This window comes from Streptomyces cynarae (assembly GCF_025642135.1).
GTDB lineage: Bacteria > Actinomycetota > Actinomycetes > Streptomycetales > Streptomycetaceae > Streptomyces > Streptomyces cynarae.
Genome location: NZ_CP106793.1, coordinates 5057375 through 5077648 on the forward strand (window position 1 = coordinate 5057375; position 20274 = coordinate 5077648).

Below are 20274 nucleotides of genomic sequence, written 5' to 3' on the forward strand. Positions count from 1 at the left end.
TGCCGGTCATCCCCGGCCTCCGTCCCCGTCCTCGCCGTCGCCGTCGCCGGGGATGCGCAGGGGCCGTCCGGCCAGCGCGTCCGTCGGCCAGTCCCGCGAGGCACGCCACAGCAGGGCGGTGCCCGAGGGGCGCAGGTTCGACAGCTGCTCCAGTTCGAAGCGCAGCCGTTCGGCCACCTTCACATCGGGCAGCACCAGAGGATCGGTCAGCTGCCACACCGCGTGCAGCAGTCGCCGCACCCGCAGGTGCAGGACGGGGTCCACGCCCTGCGGCGGCCGCTGTTCGGCGTCCGTACGGCCGAGCGCGACCGCGGCCCGGTGGTCGTGGTCGTGACCGCCGTCGAAGTCCCGGCCCTCCGGGTCGTGCGCGTGGTAGTAGGGCGCGGACGCGATGAAGACCAGCGCGGACAGCCAGGTGCCGACATCCGTGCCGGTGAAGGTGTCGCGCAGATGGGCCACGGCGAAGTCCGCCTTGCCGAGGGCCAGTTCGTGGTGCAACCGGTAGCGTGCGGCGTCCGGCCCGTCCTGCTCGCCGTAGTGGTCGACGAGCGCGCGGTGCGCCGCCTGCCACTGGGCGTGGCCCGCGTCGAGGTGGTGCAGCCGCAGCAGGAGCAGCGCGCGCAGGAACGGGTCCCCGACGAACTGTCCCGGCGCGCTCGGCCGCCCTCCGCGGCGAGCCGTTCCTCCAGTCCGAGCACCCCGGCCGCGCCGAAGTCGTCCGGCAGGCGGTCCCGGGCGAGCGCCAGCGCGGACGGGCGGTCGTGGGCGGCCGCGAGCACGGTCAGCTCGTCGAGCCGGCCGCCCGGGACCAGCCGGTCCAGCAGCTCCTGGTAGGCGGGGCGGCCGTCGTGGTCGTCGTGGACGGTGACGTCCCCGGTGAGCAGGGCGCCGAGGACGCGGCCCCGCGCGGCAGGTTCTGCCGCGCCGACTCCGCGAGCAGGGTGATGCCGAGCGGGCTGCCGCCGGTGAGCCGGTGCGTGGCGTGCGGAAGCTGGGGCGGTACGTCGACGCCCCGGCAGACGGCGCCCACGATGTGCAGGGTGTCGTCGGGCTTGAGCGGCGGCAGCGACACGAGCAGTGCCCGGGAGGACGGGGAAGCGCCGGGCTCCCAGCCTGTGGTGCGGGCGACCTCGGTCAGGGTGCGGCGGGCCGCGTTGCGCAGCGCCGGGTGGCTGTAGCCGCGCAGGGCCGCCAAGAACACGACCTGGTCGCGGATGCCGTCCGCGCGGTCACGCAGGACGCACTCCAGCAGGCCGCGCCCGGCGGGCTCCTGCACGTTGTCGATGAGGATCACCGGGCGGCCGACGCGGCGGGAGCGCTGCACCACACCGGCGTAGGCGTCGTCGAGGTCTGCCAGCAGGGCCCGCACGAGATGGCGCTCGGCGTGGGTGCGGGAGTCGCCGCCGGCCCGGAAGTGCCCGGACAGCAGGATGAGCCCCAGCTTGGGGTTGCCGCCCGCGTTCGGGTAGTCGCGGTACCAGGTGGCCGCCCTGCGCAGCCGGCGGTGGGTGGGGGAGACGCCCTCGCTGAAGGACTCCAGGGTCGCCTCGATGATCGGCTCGACGACGGGCCCGGTGTTCGACATGGACGCGATGAGCTTGGCGACCACCTTGCTCACCCAGCGGCCCGCGAAGCCGTCGAGGAAGGACCGTGAGTCGTTCAGCAGGAGGATCCGCTCGGCCTCCTGCCGGATGCGCGGTACGTCCCGGTCGCCCCAGCCGCCCGCCGCGACGGCGAGCAGCCCGGAGGCGAGGCGCGGGAACCCGATCCGCCGGGCGCCCGTGACGGGCTCGGCGAGCTGCTCGGCGACGGTGGTCAGCGCCTGCGCGACCGGCGACCAGACCTCGCCGGGCCGCTCCGGCGGCGGCCCGGCGAACTGCGGCTCCTCACCGTCGATCAGCGCGACGGGCGTGTGCCCCTGGTAGGCGGCGCGCACCTCGTCGAGCAGCGCGCTCTTGCCGAGTCCGCGGCCGCCCGCGAACACCACGAACGGCAGGTCGGAGTCGTGCTCGTACGGACAGGAGCGGAGCTGGTGGGGGCGCAGACCGACGAGCCGCGAGGCGAGCCCGGGCGGCTCGGTGTCGAACAGAGGCTCCCGGCCGTGCAGCCGTCTGTCGTCCACCGCATCTCCCCCCGGCGCGGTCCGCTTCGATGTGCTGCTGTGAGCTGTACCCAGAAGTGAGGTATACCCAGACCACCGTGGAAAAACGGGGAGTTGATTCGATTCGGAGCGCACGATGACCGTCTGGTTGCGAAAGTCTGCGGGACGAGGACGACGATGACCGATGCCCTGACCGATCCCCGTATCCCCACCATCGACCTGCGGCCGTGGCTGCACGGCGACCCCGCCGCCCGCGCCCGCATCGCCCGCACCGTCGACGAAGCCCTCCAGACCGCGGGATTCCTGCTGGTCACCGGCCACGGCGTGGACCCGTCCCTGCGCACCCGGATCCGCGAGGCCGCGCGGACCTTCTTCACACTGCCGGTGGAGGTCAAGGAGAAGTACGCGGCCCGGGTCGGCGGGCGCGGCTGGCTCGGCCCCGGCACGGAGGCCAACGGCTACGCGGAGGGCACCGAGACACCGCCCGACCTGAAGGAGTCACTGACCTTCGCGACGCAGGAGCCGTTCGAGGACCCGGAGATCGACGCGGAGTGGTACGCGCCGAACGTCTGGCCGGCTCAGGTGCCGGAGCTGCGCGGGCTGTGCGAGGAGTACCTGGCGCGGATGGCGGAGCTGGAGAACCGTCTGCTGTCGCTGCTCGGCGAGGCACTGGGCCTGGAACCGGACTTCTTCACGCGGCACATGGCCCGCCCGACCTACGGCTTCAACATCAACTGGTACCCGGGTACGGACGTCATCGGCGAGCCGGAGCCGGGCCAGTTCCGCATCGGCCCGCACACCGACTTCGGCACGGTCACGATCCTGGACCGGCAGGCGGGCAGGGGCGGCCTGCAGGTGTGGACGGACGAGGGCGGCTGGGAGGACGCCCCCTACGACCCGGAGGCGTTCACCATCAACATCGGCGACCTGATGGCCCGTTGGACGGGTGACCGCTGGCGCTCGGGCCGGCACCGCGTCCTGCCGCCGCCGGTGGACGCTCCTGCCGAGGAGCTGATGTCCCTGGTCTACTTCGGCGAGTGCACCCCGGGGACGATCGTGGAGTCGGTTCCGGCCCCGGTGGGCAGGGTGGCGTACGAGCCGGTGGACTCGCATGTGTATCTGCGGCAGAAGCTGGACTCGATCACGGTGAACTGACGCCCACTGGAGCAGCCCGGGTTCCGTCAGTCGGCCGCGGGGCCCTCGCCCCGCTCCCGGCGCCGCAGCTCCTCCTCGCGGCGGCGCAGGTCGGCCTCCCACTCCTTCAGCAGGGCCTCGTCCTTCTTGTTCTCTTCCTTGAGGGACCTGAGGAACTCGGGATTGTCGTCGGGCGCGACAAAGGTGGTGCGGTGGTTGCGGTGCCTCTCGGAGGGCGTGGAGCCTCCCCCAGAGGGGGCACCCCCAGCCTGGGCGGGGCCGCGGTACTTGCCGGCCACCAGCCAGGCGATCGGGCCGACCAGCACCTCGCCGAAGAGCAGGATGATGATGACCCAGACCACCTTGGGCAGCCCGCGCACCTGCTCCTCGGGGGTGTTGAGGCAGTCGATGAAGGCGTATATCCACAGCGCCAGGACCAGCAGGAACGGCAGATACCTGAACATGGTGGTGCGATCCCCCAGGAGACGGCGAGGGGCGTGCGACTGGCCCCGGTGACGGGGTCAGGGTAGCGGGTGGCCGCTGCGCTGTTCCGGGGGCGCTGCGCCCACAGCCGCTCCGCGGCGGGCCGGGCCCCCGGCCGAACCGCCGGGGCGCCCGGAGTTCCGAACCGGGTCTCGGCGATACTGGGACGCATGGCTTATGACGATCTTCGGTCCCTGCTCCGGGCGCTGGAGCGCGAGGGAGAGCTCAAGCGCATCAAGGCGGAGGTCGACCCCTATCTGGAGGTCGGGGAGATCGTCGACCGGGTGCAGAAGTCCGGCGGTCCCGCGCTGCTCTTCGAGAACGTCCGCGGGTCGAGCATGCCGCTGGCGATGAACGTCTTCGGCACCGACCGGCGGCTGCTGAAGTCCCTCGGCCTGAAGTCGTACGACGAGATCTCCGAGAAGATCGGCGGCCTGTTGAGGCCCGAGCTGCCGCACGGGTTCGTCGGGGTGCGCGAGGCCTTCGGGAAGCTCGGCGCGATGGCGCACGTGCCGCCCAGGAAGGTGAAGGCCACGGACGCGCCCGTCCAGGAAGTCGTGCTGCACGGCGACGACGTCGACCTCGACACCCTGCCCGCCCTGTTCACGTGGCCCAAGGACGGCGGCTCCTTCTTCAACCTCGGGCTGACCCACACGAAGGACCCCGAGACCGGGATCCGCAACCTCGGTCTGTACCGCCTCCAGCGCCACGACAGGCGCACCATCGGCATGCACTGGCAGATCCACAAGGACAGCCGCAACCACTACCAGGTGGCGGCCCGGCGCGGGGAGAGGCTGCCGGTCGCCATCGCCTTCGGCTGCCCGCCCGCCGTGACGTACGCTGCCACCGCGCCGCTGCCCGGCGACATCGACGAGTACCTGTTCGCCGGGTTCATCGCGGGCAAGCGGATCGAGATGGTCGATTGCAAGACGGTGCCGCTCCAGGTCCCGGCGAACGCCGAGGTGGTCCTGGAGGGCTGGCTGGAGCCCGGCGAGATGCTGCCGGAGGGGCCGTTCGGCGACCACACCGGCTTCTACACCCCCCAGGAGCCCTTCCCGGCGCTGACGATCGACTGCGTCACCATGCGCCGCCGCCCGCTGCTCCAGTCGATCGTCGTGGGCCGCCCGCCGACGGAGGACGGTCCGCTCGGCCGCGCGACGGAGCGGTTCTTCCTCCCCCTGCTGAAGATCATCGTCCCGGACATCGTGGACTACCACCTGCCCGAGGCGGGGGGCTTCCACAACTGCGCGATCGTCTCGATCGACAAGAAGTACCCCAAGCACGCCCAGAAGGTGATGCACGCCATCTGGGGCGCCCACATGATGTCCCTCACCAAGCTGATCGTGGTCGTCGACTCCGACTGCGACGTCCACGATCTGCACGAGGTCGCCTGGCGCGCCCTCGGCAACACGGACTACGCCCGGGACCTCACCGTCGTCGAAGGCCCCGTCGACCATCTCGACCACGCCTCCTATCAGCAGTTCTGGGGCGGCAAGGCGGGCATCGACGCCACGAAGAAGTGGCCCGAGGAGGGCTACACGAGGGACGGCGGCTGGCCCGACATGGTCCTGTCCGACCCCGATACGGCGGCGAAGGTCACCCGCCGCTGGAAGGAGTACGGCCTGTGAGCAGCGCCTCCGCCGCGATTCCGCAGCCCGGACGCACCAAGGCGTTCCTGCGCCTGGTGATGATCGAGCACTCCGTCTTCGCCCTGCCCTTCGCGTACATCGCCTCGCTGACCGCGATGTACCAGTGGGACCGGAACATCCACTGGGGACGGCTGCTCCTCGTCACCGTCGCCATGGTGGGACTGCGCACCTTCGCCATGGCCGCGAACCGGATCATCGACCGCGAGATCGACGCCCGCAACCCGCGCACCGCCCAACGCGAGCTGGTCACCGGCGCGATGACGGTGCCGCACGCGTGGACCGGTGCCCTGATCGCGCTGGTCTTCTTCCTGGGCGCCGCGGCCCTGCTCAACCCGCTGTGCCTGGCGCTCGCCCCCATCGCGGTCATCCCGATGGTGGTGTACCCGTACGGCAAGCGGTTCACCAACTTCCCGCAGGCCATCCTCGGTCTCGCCCAGGCGATGGGCCCCATCGGCGGCTGGCTCGCGATCAGCGGCAGGTGGGACTGGGACGCGGTGATCCTCGGCCTCGCGGTCGGCATCTGGATCGGCGGCTTCGACCTGATCTACGCCTGCCAGGACGTGGAGACGGACCGCGAGATCGGCGTCCTGTCGGTGCCGGCCCGCTTCGGCATCCCGGCGGCCATCTGGGGCGCCCGCGCCTGTCACGCCGTCACGACGGCACTGTTCGTCTGGTACGCGGTCGTCACCGGCGCCGGCTTCTTCTTCTGGCTGGGCCTGGTGATCGTGGCGGGCGCCTTCCTCTACGAGCACACGATCGTCCGCCCGCACGACCTGACCCGCCTCAACCGGGCCTTCTTCAGCGTCAACGGGTTCATCGGCATCGCCCTGTTCGTGTGCGCGCTGCTGGATCTGCTGACGCGCGGGCTGACGGCCTGAAAGCTGTGCAGCTCAAAAGCTGTGCGTCCACTGTGTTATTCATGTGGGCAGGGTGCGTACAGGGCTGGTAATGGGCGGCACTTCGCGGATTGAAATGCCGTCCGGTCGGGTTAAAGAATCGTCCTGATTCTGGCGAGAATTCTCTTGGAACGGGCCTTTTCGGTGGGGCGGGCGCGCCCTGTGCCCCAAGACTGCTGTGCATGGCTACGACAGTCCTCACCCCGCCCACCGGTGCCGTTCGCCGCGCGCCGTGGCGTTCGCCGACGGATCAGCCGGCATACGCGCGCCCGGCGCTGCTGGTCATCATCGTGCTCGCCGCCGTGCTCTACGCATGGGGGATCGACCACAGCCAGTACCACACGTTCTATGCGAACGCCGTCCGCAGCATGACGGAGAGTTGGAAGGCTTTCTTCTACGGATCTTTCGACCCCGGGAATTCCATCACGCTCGACAAATTGCCGGGATTCCTGTGGCCGCAGGCGCTTTCCGCCCGCATCTTCGGATTCCATCCGTGGGCGCTGATCCTTCCTCAGGTCCTCGAGGGGGTGGCGAGCCTGCTGGTCCTGCACCGGTTGGTGCGCCGTTGGGCGGGCGTGAACGCGGCACTGATCGCCTGCACGGCGTTCCTGCTGACACCGGTGGCCGTGGGGCTCTTCCGCACCGCCGTCGAGGACCCCGCCTTCACGTTGTGTCTGCTGCTGGCGGCCGAGGCCACCCAGCGTGCCGCCCGGGACGGCCGACCGGGCCCACTGGTGCTCGCCGGTGTGTGGGTCGGGCTCGGCTTTCAGGCCAAGATGCTGGAGGCGTGGGCGGTGCTGCCCGCGCTCACCCTGGTCTACCTGCTCTCGGCACCGATCACCCTGCGGAGGCGGCTGGCGCACCTCGGCGTGTCCGCGGTGGTGATGACCGCCGTGTCGGCGTCCTGGATGCTCGCCGTCACCCTCACCCCCGCCAAGGACCGGCCCTACGTGGATGGCACCACCAACAACTCCGCGTTCAGCATGGTGGTCGGCTACAACTTCCTGAACCGCTTCTCCTCCCTCGGCATCAGCGCGGCCTCCACGGGCAGCGTGAGCGCCACGCAGGGCGGCGGAGGCGGCCGGGGCGGCCCATGGCAGGGGGCAGGCCCGGCGCAGGTGGCGGGCCAGAGGCAGGGGGAGGCGGGACGGGCGGCACCGGAGTCGGCGGGGGTGCCCAGTACCGCCGGAGCGGGGCGCGGGACGCCCTGGGAGCCGGGACGAACGCCCTGCACCGGACCGGCGGCCGCGGCGGTGACCAGAACGGCTGGTCGAAGATGTTCGGTACGTCGCTCGCCTCCCAGACCGGCTGGCTCTACCCGATCGCCGCCGTCGCCGTCGTCTGCGGTCTCCTGTGGCGCCGGGGCAGGCCGCGCACCGACCGGACCCGTTCCGGATTCCTCCTCTGGGGCACGTGGCTGACGACGTACTTCCTGGTCTTCAGCGCGGGAAGCGTCGCCGGCCACACGTACTACATGGGCGTGATCGCCGTACCGCTCGCCGCGCTCACCGGGGGCGGCGTCGCGCTGCTCTGGCGCGCCTACCGCGCCGGCGGCCGTCGCGCATGGGCGCTGCCGGGCGCGGTGGCGGCGACGGCGGCGTGGAGCGCGTACCTCGCCGCCAGTTCCCGTCGTTCCTGCCGTGGCTGGCGCCCGCGGTGGGCGTGCTCGGTCTCGGAGCCGTCGTGCTGCTGGTGTGGGCCCGTCCGGGTCGTACGCCGTCCGGCGGCCGGCTCGCCCTCGCCGGGCTGGCGGCCTCCCTCACGGCGGTGCTGCTCGCGCCGAGCGCGTGGGCGGTGCAGGTACTCAACCCCTCCTACAGCAGTTCCGGCATGGGCGCGGTCGGTCCCTCCGCCACGAACCGCGGCCACGGCTCGGTGATCTCGGCGGCCGGCCGGACGGGCCGACCGGCCTGGGGCGGCGGCGCGACGCGCGGTACCAGGGCGACCCGCGACGGCATGGGCGGCTTCGGCGGCGCGGGCGGATTCGGTGGCGTGGGCGGGTTCGGCGGCATCGGCGTGGAGGGCGGGCTCACCGCGGCCCAGCGGGAGGTGCTCGACTACACCACCGCGCACCAGGGTTCGGCCGCCTACGTGTTCGCCACCACCAGCTGGAACGGCGCGTCCCCGTACATCCTCGCCACCGGGGCCCACGTCCTGCCGCTCGGCGGCTTCAGCGGCAGGGTGCCGTTCCCGACCGAGGCGCAGTTCCGGGAGCTGGTCGACACCGGCAAGGTGCGGTACGTGCTGCTGGGCGGTGGCCGCGGCACGGGCGCACTGTTCGGCGGCGGTGGGACCACGGCCACGGCGCGGATCACCGACTGGGTCCGCTCCGCCTGCACCCCCGTCCCGGCCTCGGCGTACGGCGGCACGGACTCCGCCGCCCCGGGCACGGCCGGCGGAGCGGCCGCGGCCCAGACGCTGTACCGGTGCACGCCGGGCCACTGACCGACCCACTGACCGGCCGCTTGGGGACGGCCCCTCCGCTCGCGGGCGGAGGGGCCGTTCTCATGAGCGGGCCCCGGTACCGGGCGAGGAGGCGGCGGGGGCTCCGGTAACGGCCCCTTGGCCCGTTCCTGCCCCGCGGCGCCGGATAGGCTCGGTGTCGTGAACCCAGTCAAGCCAGGAGAGACGCCGCGTACGCCTTGGATCGTGGGGGTGTCCGGCGCTTCCGGCACCCCGTATGCCGCCGCCGTACTGCGCGGACTCCTCGCGGCGGGCGAGAGCGTCGACCTCGTCGTCTCCCGTGCCTCGCGGCTCACCCTGCTCGACGAGACAGGGATCGCCTTCCGGGACGCCCACTGGCGGGAGGACCTGCGCGAATGGCTGGGTCGGGGCGCCGACGGAAAGCCCGGGACGTTCGTGGTCGACGTCGACGGAGACCGTGTGCGGCACTGGGGCGCCGGTGACCTGGCCGCCGGGCCGTCCTCCGGGTCGTACCCGGCGAAGGGCATGCTGATCGTGCCCGCGTCCACGGCGTGTGTGGCGGGGGTCGCGCTCGGGCTGTCGAAGGACCTGTTGCAGCGGGCAGCGAGCGTCACCCTCAAGGAGGGGCGGCGCCTGGTCGTCGCCGTACGGGAGACCCCGCTCGCCGGGCAGACCCTCAAGCAACTGGTGGCGCTGGACGAGGCGGGCGCGGTGGTGCTGCCGGCGTCGCCGGCGTTCTACGCGGGGGCCACGCACATCCAGGACCTCGTGGACTTCGTCGCGGGGCGGGTGCTGGACGCGGCAGGGGTGCCGCACCGGCTGTACCGCCGCTGGGAGGGCGAACTCGGCGGTTCCCGGCCCGTCCGGTGACCATCGCGGCACCCAGGAGCACCAGGCAGTAGCAGCACAGCACCACTCATCACTTCAGGAACTCTGCAGATCTCTCATCGGATCTCTTCACCGGAAGGCTTCGATCGCATGGACGCGGTGGACAGGCAGCTCATTCAGGCCCTGAGGGAGAACGGCCGGGCCTCCTACGCGGAGTTGGGGCGCCTCGTCGGCCTGTCGGGACCGAGCGTCACCGACCGCATCAACCGTCTGGAGGCGGCGGGCGTCATCACGGGTTACCGCGCCACGGTGGACGCCGCCTCGCTCGGCCTCGGGGTGACCGCCCTCATCGGCATCTCGCTCTCCGACGCCGCCGACCACGAGGACGTGGCGCGCCGGCTGAAGGACCTGCCCGAGATCGAGGACTGCTGGTTCATCGCCGGTGACGACTCCTTCATGCTCAAGGTGCGGGCGACGGACGTGGACGGCCTGGAGAAGATCATCCGCCGGCTGTCGGGCACCAAGGGCGTCTCCCGGACCCGTACCACGATCGTGCTGTCGACGAAGTGGGAGAACAGGGTCGGGGACCTGCCGGAGCAGGCGTAGGGCTACGGTTGACGAAGTCTGTCTCAGAAAGAGGTATCCGCATGGACGTCGGGCTCAAGCGCGAGCTGGAGGAGAAGGTCCGCTCCGGTGAGCGGCTGACCCGTGAGGACGGCATCGCGCTGTACGAGTCGGACGACCTGGCCTGGCTGGGCAGCCTGGCGCACGAGGTGCGGACGAAGCTGAACGGCGACGTGGTCCACTTCAACGTCAACCGCCACCTCAACATGACGAACGTGTGCACCGCGTCCTGCGCCTACTGCTCCTTCCAGCGCAAGCCGGGCGAGAAGGACGCGTACACGATGCGCATCGAGGAGGCGGTGAAGCTCGCCAAGGCGATGGAGTCGGAGAACCTCACCGAGCTGCACATCGTCAACGGCCTGCACCCGAACCTGCCGTGGCGCTACTACCCGAGGTCGCTGCGCGAGCTGAAGAAGGCGCTGCCGCACGTGTCGCTGAAGGCGTTCACGGCGACGGAGATCCACCACTTCGAGACGATCTCCGGTCTTTCGGCCTCCGAGATCCTGGACGAGCTGATCGACGCCGGTCTGGAGTCGCTGACCGGCGGCGGCGCGGAGATCTTCGACTGGGAGGTCCGGCAGCACATCGTCGACCACCGGACCCACTGGGAGGACTGGTCGCGCATCCACCGCCTGGCGCACGAGAAGGGTCTGAAGACCCCGTGCACCATGCTGTACGGCCACATCGAGGAGCCGCGCCACCGCGTGGACCACGTGCTGCGTCTGCGTGAGCTCCAGGACGAGACCGGCGGCTTCCAGGTCTTCATCCCGCTGCGCTACCAGCACGACTTCGTGGACATGAAGGACGGCAAGGTCCGCAACCGTCTTCAGGCCCGTACGCAGATGGCGACCGGCGCGGAGGCCCTGAAGACGTTCGCCGTCTCGCGCCTGCTCTTCGACAACGTCCCGCACGTCAAGGTCTTCTGGGTGATGCACGGCGTCCAGACCGCGCAACTGGCCCTCCAGCACGGTGCGGACGACATGGACGGCTCGGTCGTCGAGTACAAGATCACGCACGACGCGGACAACTTCGGCACGCCGAACAAGCTGACCCGCGAGGACCTGCTGGAGCTGATCCGCGACGCCGGGTTCCGTCCGGTGGAGCGGAACACCCGGTACGAGATCATCCGGGAGTACGAGGGCCCGGACCCGGCGCGCCGGGAACAGCCGCAGCCGATGAGGGTGTGACCCGGGCGGTGGCTCTCGATTTCACGCTCGACCCCGCCATGACCCCTGCCCTCCGCGACGGGATCCTCGACCTCTGGGTCGATGTGACCAACGCGGGGGGAGCCGTGGGGTTCGTGGCGCCGGTCACCTCGGACGCGATACGCCCCGAGCTGCGCAGGTACCTGATGGCCATGAGCGAGGGGCGCAGCCGGCTGCTCGTCGGGCAGGACGAGGACGGGCGGGTGGCCGCGACCGCGTTCCTCACCTTCAACACGCACCGCCTGATGACCCACTGGATCTGGCTCTACACGGTCATGGTCCACCCGCGGCACCAGGGCAAGGGCTACGGCGTGACCTGCTGGCCGCCGCCGCGGACGCGGCCCGCGGCCTGGAGGGCATAGAGGCGATACGGCTCACCTGCCGCGGCGGCCTCGGCCTGGAGCGGTTCTACGGCTCCTGCGGCTACAAGGAGGTCGGCCGGGTCCCCGGAGCGATCCGGGTGGCCCCCGGGGACGACCGCGACGACATCATCATGCTCCTGCCGCTGGGGTGAGCGAGGTCGCGCGCACCCCGCTGCAAGATCGGGTCCTCGGCGTGCTTCACTGGACGGTGCCCTTTGTGAACGTTCGGAACGGATCGGAACGGAAGAGTGGATTGAGATGCTCCGATACACGCTGATGCGCCTCGGTATCCTCGCGGGCTGCCTCGTGGTCGTCTGGGGCCTCGTCTACTCGGGCATCGCCCCGCGCGGCCTCGGCGCCTCCAACGGCCTGTGGATCATCATGCTGGCCCTGGTGATCTCGGCGCCGATCAGCTTCGTGGTGCTGCGCAAGGAGCGGGACCGGGCGTCGGTGCAGATCGTGCAGCGGGTGGACCGTATGAAGGCGAACCTCGATGCGAACCGCAGCCAGGAGGACGTGGCCGACGACACGGCACGGGCGCAGGGGCAGACTTCCTGAAAGCCGGCGTCACAGCGGGCTGACCGTAGGGTCTTTCGTTTGGATCAGGCCGGGCTCGCGGGGCCTGGCACGCACTCCCCCACTGCCTTGACGGCGTGGGGGCACCCCCAGCGGCGTTGTCGTCGGTCGCCAACTCCCCCACGCTCGAACATGCTCGCGCGGGGGGACCCCCATCGGGTTGACTCCCTCCTCCGCCTTGCAGCTGCACGCTCCCCCACGCTCGAACGAGCTCGCGCGGGGGCACCCCCATGGCCCCGCTCCCTGATCCGGCCTGATCCAAACGAAAGACCCTAGTCTTGCCCGCATGGGTTCCGTGAAGACCAAGCGGATGCCGCGGGCCGTGCGGGAGCAGCAGATGCTCGACGCCGCCGTGAAGACCTTCGGGCAGCGCGGCTACATGGCCGCCTCCATGGACGAGATCGCCGAACTCGCCGGTGTGTCCAAGCCGTTGGTGTACCTGTACCTGAACTCCAAGGAATCTCTCTTCAGCGCCTGCATCCGCCGCGAGGCCGCCACCCTCGTCGAGGCGGTCCGCTCCGGTGTCCGGCCCGGGACCAGCGCCGACCGCCGGCTCTGGGAAGGGCTCCAGGCCTTCTTCACGCACACCGCGCGGAACCCGGACGGCTGGGCCATCCTGCACCTCCAGGCCCGTACGCACGGTGAACCCTTCGCCGCCGAGGTGGCCGCGATGCGCGAGGAGATCGTCGCGTTCGTCACCCGGCTCATCGCCGTCGCGGCCCGTGATGGGGGCACCCCCTGCTCGAACGGAGCTGAGAGCTTGGGGGACCACGGCGATCCCGCCCTGCCCGAGCACGAGGTCGCCGGGCTCGCCGAGGCCCTGGTCGGGGCCGCCGAGTCGCTCGCGGCCTGGGCCAACGTCACCCCCGGTGTCTCCGCCCGGCAGGCCGCGGCGACCCTGATGAACTTCGCCTGGGCGGGGCTCGGCGATCTCATGGAGGGCCGCCCCTGGTCACCGCCCCCGCCTCAGGCCGAAGCTCCCCGATGAGGTGAGCCCTGTCCCCGCCGCGCAACTCGAACCGCCCGCCGTCGGCCGCGTAGGTGACGGTGCCGGGCAGCAGGACGGGCGCCTTGAACTCCGCGCGCAGGTGCACGGCGGCGGGCACCGGTTGCTCGGCGAGGCACCGGGCGACGGTCCACATGCCGTGCGCGATGGCCCGGGGGAAGCCGAAGAGGCGGGCGGTGAGCGGGTGCAGATGGATGGGGTTCCGGTCCCCGGACACGGCCGCGTACCGCCGCCCGACGTCTTCGGCCAGCCGCCACTCGGCGAGGGCGGGAAGGGGTGCGCGGTCCTCGGCGGGCGGGGGTCCTGCCGGGGCGGTCGTGCGGTGCCGGGCCAGATAGGTGCTGGCCGAGTCCCACACGACCCGGCCGCCGGTACGGGCCTCGGTGACGACGACGGCCTGGGTGCCGCGCCGGTGGGGCGCCAACTCGGCGACGCGCACGGTCAGTTCGTACTCGCCGTCGGGTCCGAGGGCTTCCCGCTGGGTGATCTCGATGGAGGTGTGCACCAGTCCGAGGAGGGGCAGCGGGAACGCCCGGCCGGCCATCGTCCGCATGGCGAGGGGGAACGCGAGGACGTGCGGGTAGGTGAGGGGGAGGGTGTCCACGCCGGTGGGGAATCCACAGACGCGCTCGTAGGCGGTGAGGTGGGGGAGGTCGATGCGTACGCCGGGGAGAGTGAGGGGCGTACGGGGGAAGGGGGCGTCGGTGCGGGGCCGCTTGAAAGGGGAGAGAAGGGCACCGCGGGCGAGAACCGGAAGCAGGGAAGGCACGAGAGACTCCTTGGTCGACTCAGCTGCGGGCATTCGTGCCGCCGGGGCGGCACGGGTGGGCGCTGGGGGCACCTCCCAGGCCGTCAAGGCACTGGGGGAGGCACCCCGTCAGCGCCGGGGTGCGCGACTCCCCCCGGCCGACGGCAGCACCGAGCACAGTGCAGCGACGGCTAGGCGCCGAGCAGGCTCTGCCCGCACACCCGCACCACCTGCCCGTTCACCGCCCCCGACCCCGGCTGGGCCAGCCACGCCACCGTCTCCGCCACATCCACCGGCAGCCCTCCCTGCCCCAGGGAGTTCATCCGCCGCCCCGCCTCCCGGAGGAGAGCCGGCATCGCGGCCGTCATCCGCGTCTCGATGAACCCGGGCGCCACCGCGTTCACCGTCACCCCCCGCTCGGCCGCGACCCGCGGCGCCAGGGCCCGTACGAACCCGATCACCCCCGCCTTGCTCGCCGCGTAGTTCGTCTGCCCCACGTTCCCGGCGATCCCCGCCATCGACGCGGTGACCACGATGCGCCCTCCACCGAGTTCTCGACTTCGCTCGAACAGGGGGGATCCCCATCCCCGCAGCACCCCCCGCTCCAGCAGCACGTCCGTCGTGCGCAGCACACTCGCGAGGTTCACGTCGAGCACCGAACTCCACCGCTCGGCAGCCATGTTGGCCAGCTTCCGGTCCCGGGTGATCCCCGCGTTGTGAACCAGTACGTCCAGCCCGTCCGGCACCTCGTCCGCGATCCGGGCCCCCGCGTCGTCCGCCGTGACGTCGACCGTCACCGCGCTCCCGCCCACGCGCTCGGCCACCCGCCGCACCTCGGCCTCGGCCTGCGGCACGTCCAGGCACACCACCCGCGCCCCGTCCCGCGCCAGGGTCCGAGCGATCGCCTCGCCGATCCCGCGCGCGGCCCCGGTCACCAGCGCGGTCCGTCCGGCGAGTGGCCGTGTCCAGTCCTCGACAGTGACGACCTCCCCGTCCCCGACCTCGACGACCTGCCCGCTCACGTACGCCGACCTGGGCGACAGCAGGAACCGCAGCGTGGACTCCGCCGCCCCCGCGTCCGTCAGCCGCACGAGCGTCACCGTCCGTCCCCGCCCGACCTCCTTGCCGAGCGACCGGGTGAACCCCTCCAAGCCCTGCTGCACCGCCGCCTGGTGGTGGTCGGCGGGGTCGAGCGGCGCGCCGAGCACCACCACGCGCCCGGATTCCGCGACCGACCGCACGACGGGGTGCAGCGCCGCGTGCACCTCGGCCAGCCCCTCCACGTCCCGTACGCCGGTCGCGTCCAGGACGACCGCCGCCGGGCGGGCGTCCCCGGCCCGTAGTCCGGTGCGGGCCAGCACCGTGCCCAGGTCCGGCAGTTCCGACTTGCCGGCCGTCAGGTGCAGCAGAGGCCCGTCCAGCAGGGGGCGTTCGGCCGACCAGCGGCGCAGCGCCACCGGCTGCGGAAGCCCCAGCCGCCGGGTGAGGAAACGGCCGGCGGGGGTCCCGGTGAAGCGCAGATAACGGTCGGTCGTCATGGCCCAGCTCCCTGCTCGCCCGATTGCTTACTCCGGAGTAAGGTTACCGGGGGTAAGGCTACGTCACCGGTGAGGAGCAGGTCGAGATGAGCAGTCCCCTCACGATCGGCAAGGTGCGGCGTGTCGCGGTCGTCGGCGGCAGCCGCATTCCCTTCGCCCGCTCCGACGGCCCGTACGCCACCGCCTCCAATCAGCAGATGCTGACCGCGGCGGTCGACGGCCTGGCCGAGCGGTACGGCCTGGACGACCCCGGCGCGGTCGGCGAACTCGTCGCCGGTGCCGTCCTCAAGCACAGCCGCGACTTCAACCTCGCCCGCGAGACCGTGCTGGGCTCCCGACTGCACCCCCGCACCCCCGCGTACGACATCCAGCAGGCCTGCGGCACCGGCCTCCAGGCGGTGATCGCCGCCGCCAACAAGATCGCCCTCGGGCAGACCGAGTCCGCGATCGCGGGAGGCGCCGACACGGCGAGCGACGCGCCGCTCGGCGTCAACGACCGCCTGCGCCGCATCCTCCTTCAGTCCCGCCGTGCGAAGTCGCCCGGCGCCCGGCTGAAGGCCCTCGCGAAGATCCGCCCCACTCATCTGGTCCCGGACATCCCGCGCAACGCCGAACCCCGCACCGGACGGTCCATGGGCGAGCACGCCGCCGTCACGGCCCGCGCCTGGGGCATCACCCGCGAGGCGCAGGACGAACTCGCGGCGACCAGCCACCAGCGGCTGGCCGCGGCGTACGAACGCGGCTTCCTGGCCGACCTGGTGGTCCCCTTCCGGGGCCTCGAACGCGACCAGAACCTCCGTCCGGACTCCACCCCGGCGCAACTCGCGCGGCTCAAGCCGGTGTTCGGCGCGGACGGTCCCGACCCGACCATGACGGCGGGAAACTCGACCCCGCTCACGGACGGCGCCGCGGTCGTCCTGCTGGCCGGTGAGGAGTGGGTGCGGCAGCGGGGCCTCGAACCGCAGGCGTATCTCACGGCGTACGAGACCGCGGCCGTCGACTTCGTCCACGGGGATGTCGCGGACGGCGAGGACGGCCTGCTGATGGCGCCGGCGTACGCGGTGCCGCGCATGCTGGAGAAGGCCGGACTCGGCATCGAGGACTTCGACCTCGTCGAGGTCCACGAGGCGTTCGCGTCCCAGGTGCTGGCGACCCTCGCCGCCTGGGAGAAACGGGGTCTCGCCCCGGTGGACCGCGCCCGGCTGAACGTGGCCGGGTCCTCCCTGGCCACCGGCCACCCCTTCGCCGCCACGGGCGCCCGGATCGTGGCGACGCTCGCGGGGCTCCTGGCCGAGCGGGACACCCCATCGCGCGGCCTGATCTCGATCTGCGCGGCCGGCGGCCAAGGCGTCACGGCGATCCTGGAACGCCCCTGACGACTCCTCAAACCCGTGGGACAAGGCCTGCACAGCCCCGTCCCCGGACCATCCCCGAACCCGCACAGACTCCCCACGCGGGCGCCGTACGATCGCGGTCCTAACCGGCGGTAACAGCGAGCCGCTGCCGCAGGTGAACACCCCGGTGCGCACCGCGCGTACCTATGCAGCACAGCAGTGTGTAGCTGCAGGCCCCAGGAGCTGTCCATGCCCATCTCGTACTCGTCCACGCCCGTGCCCGCCGCCCCGGTCGACCTCGACCACGACGGCCGCCCGGTGCTCGTGGAGCCGGAGACCCGGCGGCTGAACGGGGAGGTCCGGGAGGCCCACGTGCCGCCGCTGGTGCCGCCGGTGACCCACGGTTCGCTGGCCGACCTGCCGTTCGAGAACGCGAGCGAGTCGCCCGGCCACCGGGTGCTCAGCCGCCGGGACGCGGACGGCGGCTGGACGGATGTGACGGCGGCCCAGTTCGCCGACCAGGTGCTGGCCCTGGCGAAGGGACTGATCTCCGAGGGCCTGATGCCGGGCGACCGGATCGCGGTCATGGCGCGCACGACCTACGAGTGGACGCTGCTGGACTTCGCGGCCTGGGCGGCCGGCCTGGTCACGGTCCCCGTCTACCCCACCTCGTCGGTGTTCCAGACCCGCTGGATCCTCCAGGACTCCGGCGCGGTGGCCCTGATCACGGAGACGGTCGGCCAGGCGGCGGCCATCGGCCCGGAACGCCACCGCCTGCCCGACCTGCGCCACGCCTGGGTGATCGAGAAGGGGCACGTGGAGCGGCTGGCCGAGCTGGGCGCGGCGGTCCCCGACCAGGAGGTGACCGTCCGCCGGGGTGTGCTCGGGCCGGACACCCTCGCCACCCTCGTCTACACCTCGGGCACGACCGGACGCCCCAAGGGGTGTGCGCTGACACACGGCAACTTCCTGGCGGAGGTGGACAACGCCACCCGGCTCCTCCACCCGGTCTTCCACGCCAGGACGAGCGAGGAGCCGTCGACGCTGCTGTTCCTGCCGATGTCGCACGTCTTCGGCCGTATGGTCGCGGTCGCCTGCATCCGCGCACGGGTACGGCTCGGGCACGCGCCCAGCATGAAGGCGGAGGACCTCCTGGCCGACCTGGCGAGCTTCCGGCCGACGTTCCTGCTGGTCATCCCGTACATGCTGGAGAAGGTCTTCAACAACGCCCGCGCGGCGGCCGAGCGTGGCGGCCGGGGAGCGCTGTTCGACCGCGCGGCCTCGGTGGCCCGCCGCTACGGCGAGGCGCTGGAGGCCCGGCAGCACGGCACCGGCCCCGGCCCGAGCCGCGCCCTGAAGGCGGCCCGCGCCTTCTACGACCCGCTCGTCTACCGCCGCATCCGCGGCGCCCTGGGCGGCCGGCTCCGCCACGTGATCAGCGGCGGCTCCCCGCTGGGCATCCGCCTCGCCGCCTTCTACGCGGGCGCCGGCATCGAGATCTTCGAGGGCTACGGCCTGACGGAGTCGACCGGCGCGGCCACCGTCACGCCCCCGCTCAGGCCCCGGCTGGGCACGGTGGGCTGGCCGCTGCCCGGCACCCGGGTGCGGATCGCGGCGGACGGCGAGGTGCTGCTCTCCGGCGGGCAGGTCTTCCGCGGCTACTGGGACCCGCACGCGGGCGGGGTGATCCCGCCGACCCCCGACGGCTGGTTCCCGACGGGCGACATCGGCCGCCTGGACGACGAGGGGTACCTCACGATCACGGGCCGGAAGAAGGAGATCCTGATCACCGCGGGCGGCAAGAACGTGGCGCCCGCCCCGCTGGAGAACTGGCTGCGCTCCCACCCCTTGATCTCCCAATGCCTCGTCATCGGCGACGGCCGCCCGTATGTCTCCGCCCTCATCACGCTCGATGTGGACGGCATCACCCACTGGCGCCGGATGAACGGCAAGCACCCCGTCCCGCCGGAGCTGCTGGTGGGGGACGACGAGCTGGAGGCGGCCCTGCAGCGCGCGGTGGACGAGGCCAACAAACTCGTCTCCCGCCCCGAGTCGATCCGCCGCTTCGCGGTCCTGCCCGTGGACTTCAGCGAGGAGGCCGGGCACCTGACGCCGTCGATGAAGCTGCGCCGTGAGGCGATCATGCGGGACTTCGCCCGGGAGGTGGAGGCGCTGTACGCGCAGTAGGGCCCGTGCGTCACGCCCCCGCCGACGACGGATTCACCCGTTCGAGAACGCCGCTAACCCACCTGGCGGCAGGCGGCGGCCGTGCTGGCGGCGGTCCGGGGCCCCCCGTGCTTCCATCGCGTCCAGAGGCGTCGAGGAGGCTCACATGATGGCCGATGATCCACAGCAGGACACCCACGCCCGATCGGGTGCACCCCGGCGGCGCGTGCTGGCCGCGGCCGCCGCACTGGCGCCCGTGCTGGCCGCCGCGCACACCGCGCCCGCCCGTGCCCTGTCCGCCGCGGCGGACCACGAACACCGTGACGGGCCGGTCAGACCGGTGCGCACCGCCCTGTCGGACTGGGCGGACGTGGCCAAGGCGCTGGGCCGCGGCGGCGACATGAAGCGCGACCTGATGTACCACACCGGCCTGCCGCGCCGGGACCTGTCGGTGATCTCCCAGGGCGTCCTCGTCAAACCGGAACTCGCCCTGGGCTCCCACGTGTCCTTCGTCCGCTACGCCGACGGCAGCACGATGACGATGGGCGACCTGGTGGTCACCGAGCGGGAACTGCAGCCGTTCCTCGATGTCCTCCAGCAGCACCGGATCGCGGTGACCGCGCTCCACAAGCACCTGCTCTCCCACATGCCCGACATCTGGTGGGTGCACGTCCATGCGCACGGCAACGACCCGGTGACCGTGGCCCGCGGGCTGCGCGCGGCGTTCGACCGTACCGGCACCCCGCCCCCGCAGCGTCCCGCACCGTCCGGCCACACCCTGGACACCGCGGGCATCGACGCGGCGCTGGGCGTCAAGGGCACCTATGACGACGGGGTCTACAAGAGCCTCTTCATCCGCCGCGAGACCATCACCGAGGGCGGCATGGCGCTGCCGCCGGGCCTCGGGTCGACCACCGCGTTCAACTGGCAGCCGCTCGGCGGCGGCCGGGTGGCGATCAGCGGCGACGTCGCGATGGTGGCCGAGGAGGTCCAGAACGTCCTCGCGGCCCTCAGGCGCGCCAAGACCCAGCTGGTCGAGCTGCACAACCACGGGCTGAGGGACGAACCCCGCCTGTTCTTCACCCATTTCTGGGCCGTCGGGGACGCCGTCACGCTGGCCCGTGGCCTGCGCCCCGCGGTGGACGCCACCAACTCGGCTCCGGCCGGCGGTTGAAGAGACGTCATCCCCCCGCTCCCGGT

Annotated in this window: 19 protein-coding genes and 1 pseudogene; 15 read left to right on the forward strand and 5 right to left on the reverse strand. The window is 72.0% G+C overall.

From position 1 onward, the window contains the following. Positions 1–6: 6 nt before the first annotated feature. Positions 7–498: a hypothetical protein gene (locus tag N8I84_RS42760; protein WP_313884275.1), complete on the reverse strand. Its 492-nt coding sequence runs from the start codon at positions 496–498 to the stop codon at positions 7–9. On the opposite strand from N8I84_RS42760, the gene N8I84_RS42765 reads away from it, so the two are divergent. Next, a complete protein-coding gene (locus tag N8I84_RS42765; protein WP_313884276.1) occupies positions 490–834 on the forward strand; it encodes a hypothetical protein in 345 nt (114 codons plus the stop codon). The two genes, N8I84_RS42760 and N8I84_RS42765, sit on opposite strands and share 9 nt — an antisense overlap. Here the strand turns inward: N8I84_RS42765 and N8I84_RS42770 are convergent. Next, positions 782–2122 (reverse strand): hypothetical protein, encoded by a 1341-nt coding sequence (locus N8I84_RS42770; protein ID WP_313884277.1) that lies wholly within the window; start codon positions 2120–2122, stop codon positions 782–784. The two genes, N8I84_RS42765 and N8I84_RS42770, sit on opposite strands and share 53 nt — an antisense overlap. A 156-nt stretch (positions 2123–2278) precedes the next feature. On the opposite strand from N8I84_RS42770, the gene N8I84_RS23205 reads away from it, so the two are divergent. Continuing rightward, the gene (locus N8I84_RS23205; protein ID WP_263231314.1) at positions 2279–3256 is read left to right on the forward strand and encodes an isopenicillin N synthase family dioxygenase; all 978 of its coding nucleotides are present in this window, start codon (positions 2279–2281) and stop codon (positions 3254–3256) included. 26 nt (positions 3257–3282) lie between these two features. Here N8I84_RS23205 and N8I84_RS23210 read toward each other — a convergent pair whose 3' ends face one another. After that, positions 3283–3699 carry a PLD nuclease N-terminal domain-containing protein gene (locus N8I84_RS23210; RefSeq protein WP_263231316.1) on the reverse strand — a complete coding sequence of 139 codons (417 nt, stop codon included), beginning with the start codon at positions 3697–3699 and terminating at the stop codon, positions 3283–3285. A 189-nt stretch (positions 3700–3888) separates the two neighbouring features. On the opposite strand from N8I84_RS23210, the gene N8I84_RS23215 reads away from it, so the two are divergent. The 10 genes and pseudogenes from N8I84_RS23215 to N8I84_RS23260 all read left to right on the forward strand — a co-directional run bounded on the left by N8I84_RS23215 (position 3889) and on the right by N8I84_RS23260 (position 13270). Continuing rightward, positions 3889–5346, forward strand: a complete 1458-nt coding sequence (locus tag N8I84_RS23215; RefSeq protein ID WP_263231317.1) for a menaquinone biosynthesis decarboxylase — start codon at positions 3889–3891, stop codon at positions 5344–5346. Further along, positions 5343–6245, forward strand: a complete 903-nt coding sequence (gene mqnP, locus N8I84_RS23220) for a menaquinone biosynthesis prenyltransferase MqnP (RefSeq protein ID WP_263231318.1) — start codon at positions 5343–5345, stop codon at positions 6243–6245. Before N8I84_RS23215 ends, mqnP begins: the two co-directional genes overlap by 4 nt. A 200-nt stretch (positions 6246–6445) precedes the next feature. After that, positions 6446–7684 (forward strand): ArnT family glycosyltransferase, encoded by a 1239-nt coding sequence (locus N8I84_RS23225; RefSeq protein WP_263231319.1) that lies wholly within the window; start codon positions 6446–6448, stop codon positions 7682–7684. Between the two features lie 142 nt (positions 7685–7826). Continuing rightward, positions 7827–8708 carry a mannosyltransferase YkcB-related protein gene (locus N8I84_RS23230; RefSeq protein ID WP_263231320.1) on the forward strand — a complete coding sequence of 294 codons (882 nt, stop codon included), beginning with the start codon at positions 7827–7829 and terminating at the stop codon, positions 8706–8708. Between the two features lie 159 nt (positions 8709–8867). Then, a complete protein-coding gene (locus N8I84_RS23235; RefSeq protein WP_263231321.1) occupies positions 8868–9557 on the forward strand; it encodes a UbiX family flavin prenyltransferase in 690 nt (229 codons plus the stop codon). A 108-nt stretch (positions 9558–9665) separates the two neighbouring features. Continuing rightward, positions 9666–10121, forward strand: a complete 456-nt coding sequence (locus tag N8I84_RS23240; RefSeq protein WP_200418719.1) for an Lrp/AsnC family transcriptional regulator — start codon at positions 9666–9668, stop codon at positions 10119–10121. 41 nt (positions 10122–10162) lie between these two features. After that, positions 10163–11326 carry an aminofutalosine synthase MqnE gene (gene mqnE / locus N8I84_RS23245; RefSeq protein WP_263231322.1) on the forward strand — a complete coding sequence of 388 codons (1164 nt, stop codon included), beginning with the start codon at positions 10163–10165 and terminating at the stop codon, positions 11324–11326. Positions 11327–11334: 8 nt separating this feature from the next. After that, positions 11335–11858, forward strand: a pseudogene (locus N8I84_RS23250) (N-acetyltransferase family protein). 106 nt (positions 11859–11964) lie between these two features. Continuing rightward, positions 11965–12264, forward strand: a complete 300-nt coding sequence (locus N8I84_RS23255; protein ID WP_263231323.1) for a DUF4229 domain-containing protein — start codon at positions 11965–11967, stop codon at positions 12262–12264. Between the two features lie 304 nt (positions 12265–12568). Further along, positions 12569–13270 carry a TetR/AcrR family transcriptional regulator gene (locus N8I84_RS23260; protein ID WP_263231324.1) on the forward strand — a complete coding sequence of 234 codons (702 nt, stop codon included), beginning with the start codon at positions 12569–12571 and terminating at the stop codon, positions 13268–13270. Here N8I84_RS23260 and N8I84_RS23265 read toward each other — a convergent pair. Further along, on the reverse strand, positions 13215–14090 hold the full coding sequence (locus tag N8I84_RS23265; protein ID WP_263231325.1) for a MaoC family dehydratase: 876 nt from the start codon (positions 14088–14090) through the stop codon (positions 13215–13217). The genes N8I84_RS23260 and N8I84_RS23265 overlap by 56 nt on opposite strands. 137 nt (positions 14091–14227) lie before the next feature. After that, on the reverse strand, positions 14228–15574 hold the full coding sequence (locus tag N8I84_RS23270; RefSeq protein ID WP_263231327.1) for a 3-oxoacyl-ACP reductase: 1347 nt from the start codon (positions 15572–15574) through the stop codon (positions 14228–14230). 86 nt (positions 15575–15660) lie between these two features. Between N8I84_RS23270 and N8I84_RS23275 the strand changes: the two genes are divergently transcribed. The 3 genes from N8I84_RS23275 to N8I84_RS23285 all read left to right on the forward strand — a co-directional run bounded on the left by N8I84_RS23275 (position 15661) and on the right by N8I84_RS23285 (position 20248). Next, positions 15661–16950 carry an acetyl-CoA C-acetyltransferase gene (locus N8I84_RS23275; RefSeq protein ID WP_263231328.1) on the forward strand — a complete coding sequence of 430 codons (1290 nt, stop codon included), beginning with the start codon at positions 15661–15663 and terminating at the stop codon, positions 16948–16950. 207 nt (positions 16951–17157) lie between these two features. Next, positions 17158–19095, forward strand: a complete 1938-nt coding sequence (locus N8I84_RS23280) for an AMP-dependent synthetase/ligase (RefSeq protein ID WP_263231329.1) — start codon at positions 17158–17160, stop codon at positions 19093–19095. Positions 19096–19240: 145 nt separating this feature from the next. Beyond that, positions 19241–20248 (forward strand): DUF1259 domain-containing protein, encoded by a 1008-nt coding sequence (locus N8I84_RS23285; RefSeq protein WP_263231330.1) that lies wholly within the window; start codon positions 19241–19243, stop codon positions 20246–20248. Positions 20249–20274 lie beyond the last annotated feature (26 nt).

Bases quoted from the DNA above. Each gene is read 5' to 3' on its own strand.
- N8I84_RS23205 (WP_263231314.1), top strand. From the start codon at position 2,279: ATGACCGATGCCCTGACCGATCCCCGTATCCCCACCATCGACCTGCGG.
- N8I84_RS23210 (WP_263231316.1), bottom strand. From the start codon at position 3,699: ATGTTCAGGTATCTGCCGTTCCTGCTGGTCCTGGCGCTGTGGATATAC.
- N8I84_RS23215 (WP_263231317.1), top strand. From the start codon at position 3,889: ATGGCTTATGACGATCTTCGGTCCCTGCTCCGGGCGCTGGAGCGCGAG.
- N8I84_RS23225 (WP_263231319.1), top strand. From the start codon at position 6,446: ATGGCTACGACAGTCCTCACCCCGCCCACCGGTGCCGTTCGCCGCGCG.
- N8I84_RS23230 (WP_263231320.1), top strand. From the start codon at position 7,827: ATGGGCGCTGCCGGGCGCGGTGGCGGCGACGGCGGCGTGGAGCGCGTA.
- N8I84_RS23240 (WP_200418719.1), top strand. From the start codon at position 9,666: ATGGACGCGGTGGACAGGCAGCTCATTCAGGCCCTGAGGGAGAACGGC.
- mqnE (WP_263231322.1), top strand. From the start codon at position 10,163: ATGGACGTCGGGCTCAAGCGCGAGCTGGAGGAGAAGGTCCGCTCCGGT.
- N8I84_RS23255 (WP_263231323.1), top strand. From the start codon at position 11,965: ATGCTCCGATACACGCTGATGCGCCTCGGTATCCTCGCGGGCTGCCTC.
- N8I84_RS23260 (WP_263231324.1), top strand. From the start codon at position 12,569: ATGGGTTCCGTGAAGACCAAGCGGATGCCGCGGGCCGTGCGGGAGCAG.
- N8I84_RS23265 (WP_263231325.1), bottom strand. From the start codon at position 14,090: ATGCCCGCAGCTGAGTCGACCAAGGAGTCTCTCGTGCCTTCCCTGCTT.
- N8I84_RS23270 (WP_263231327.1), bottom strand. From the start codon at position 15,574: ATGACGACCGACCGTTATCTGCGCTTCACCGGGACCCCCGCCGGCCGT.
- N8I84_RS23275 (WP_263231328.1), top strand. From the start codon at position 15,661: ATGAGCAGTCCCCTCACGATCGGCAAGGTGCGGCGTGTCGCGGTCGTC.
- N8I84_RS23280 (WP_263231329.1), top strand. From the start codon at position 17,158: ATGCCCATCTCGTACTCGTCCACGCCCGTGCCCGCCGCCCCGGTCGAC.
- N8I84_RS23285 (WP_263231330.1), top strand. From the start codon at position 19,241: ATGATGGCCGATGATCCACAGCAGGACACCCACGCCCGATCGGGTGCA.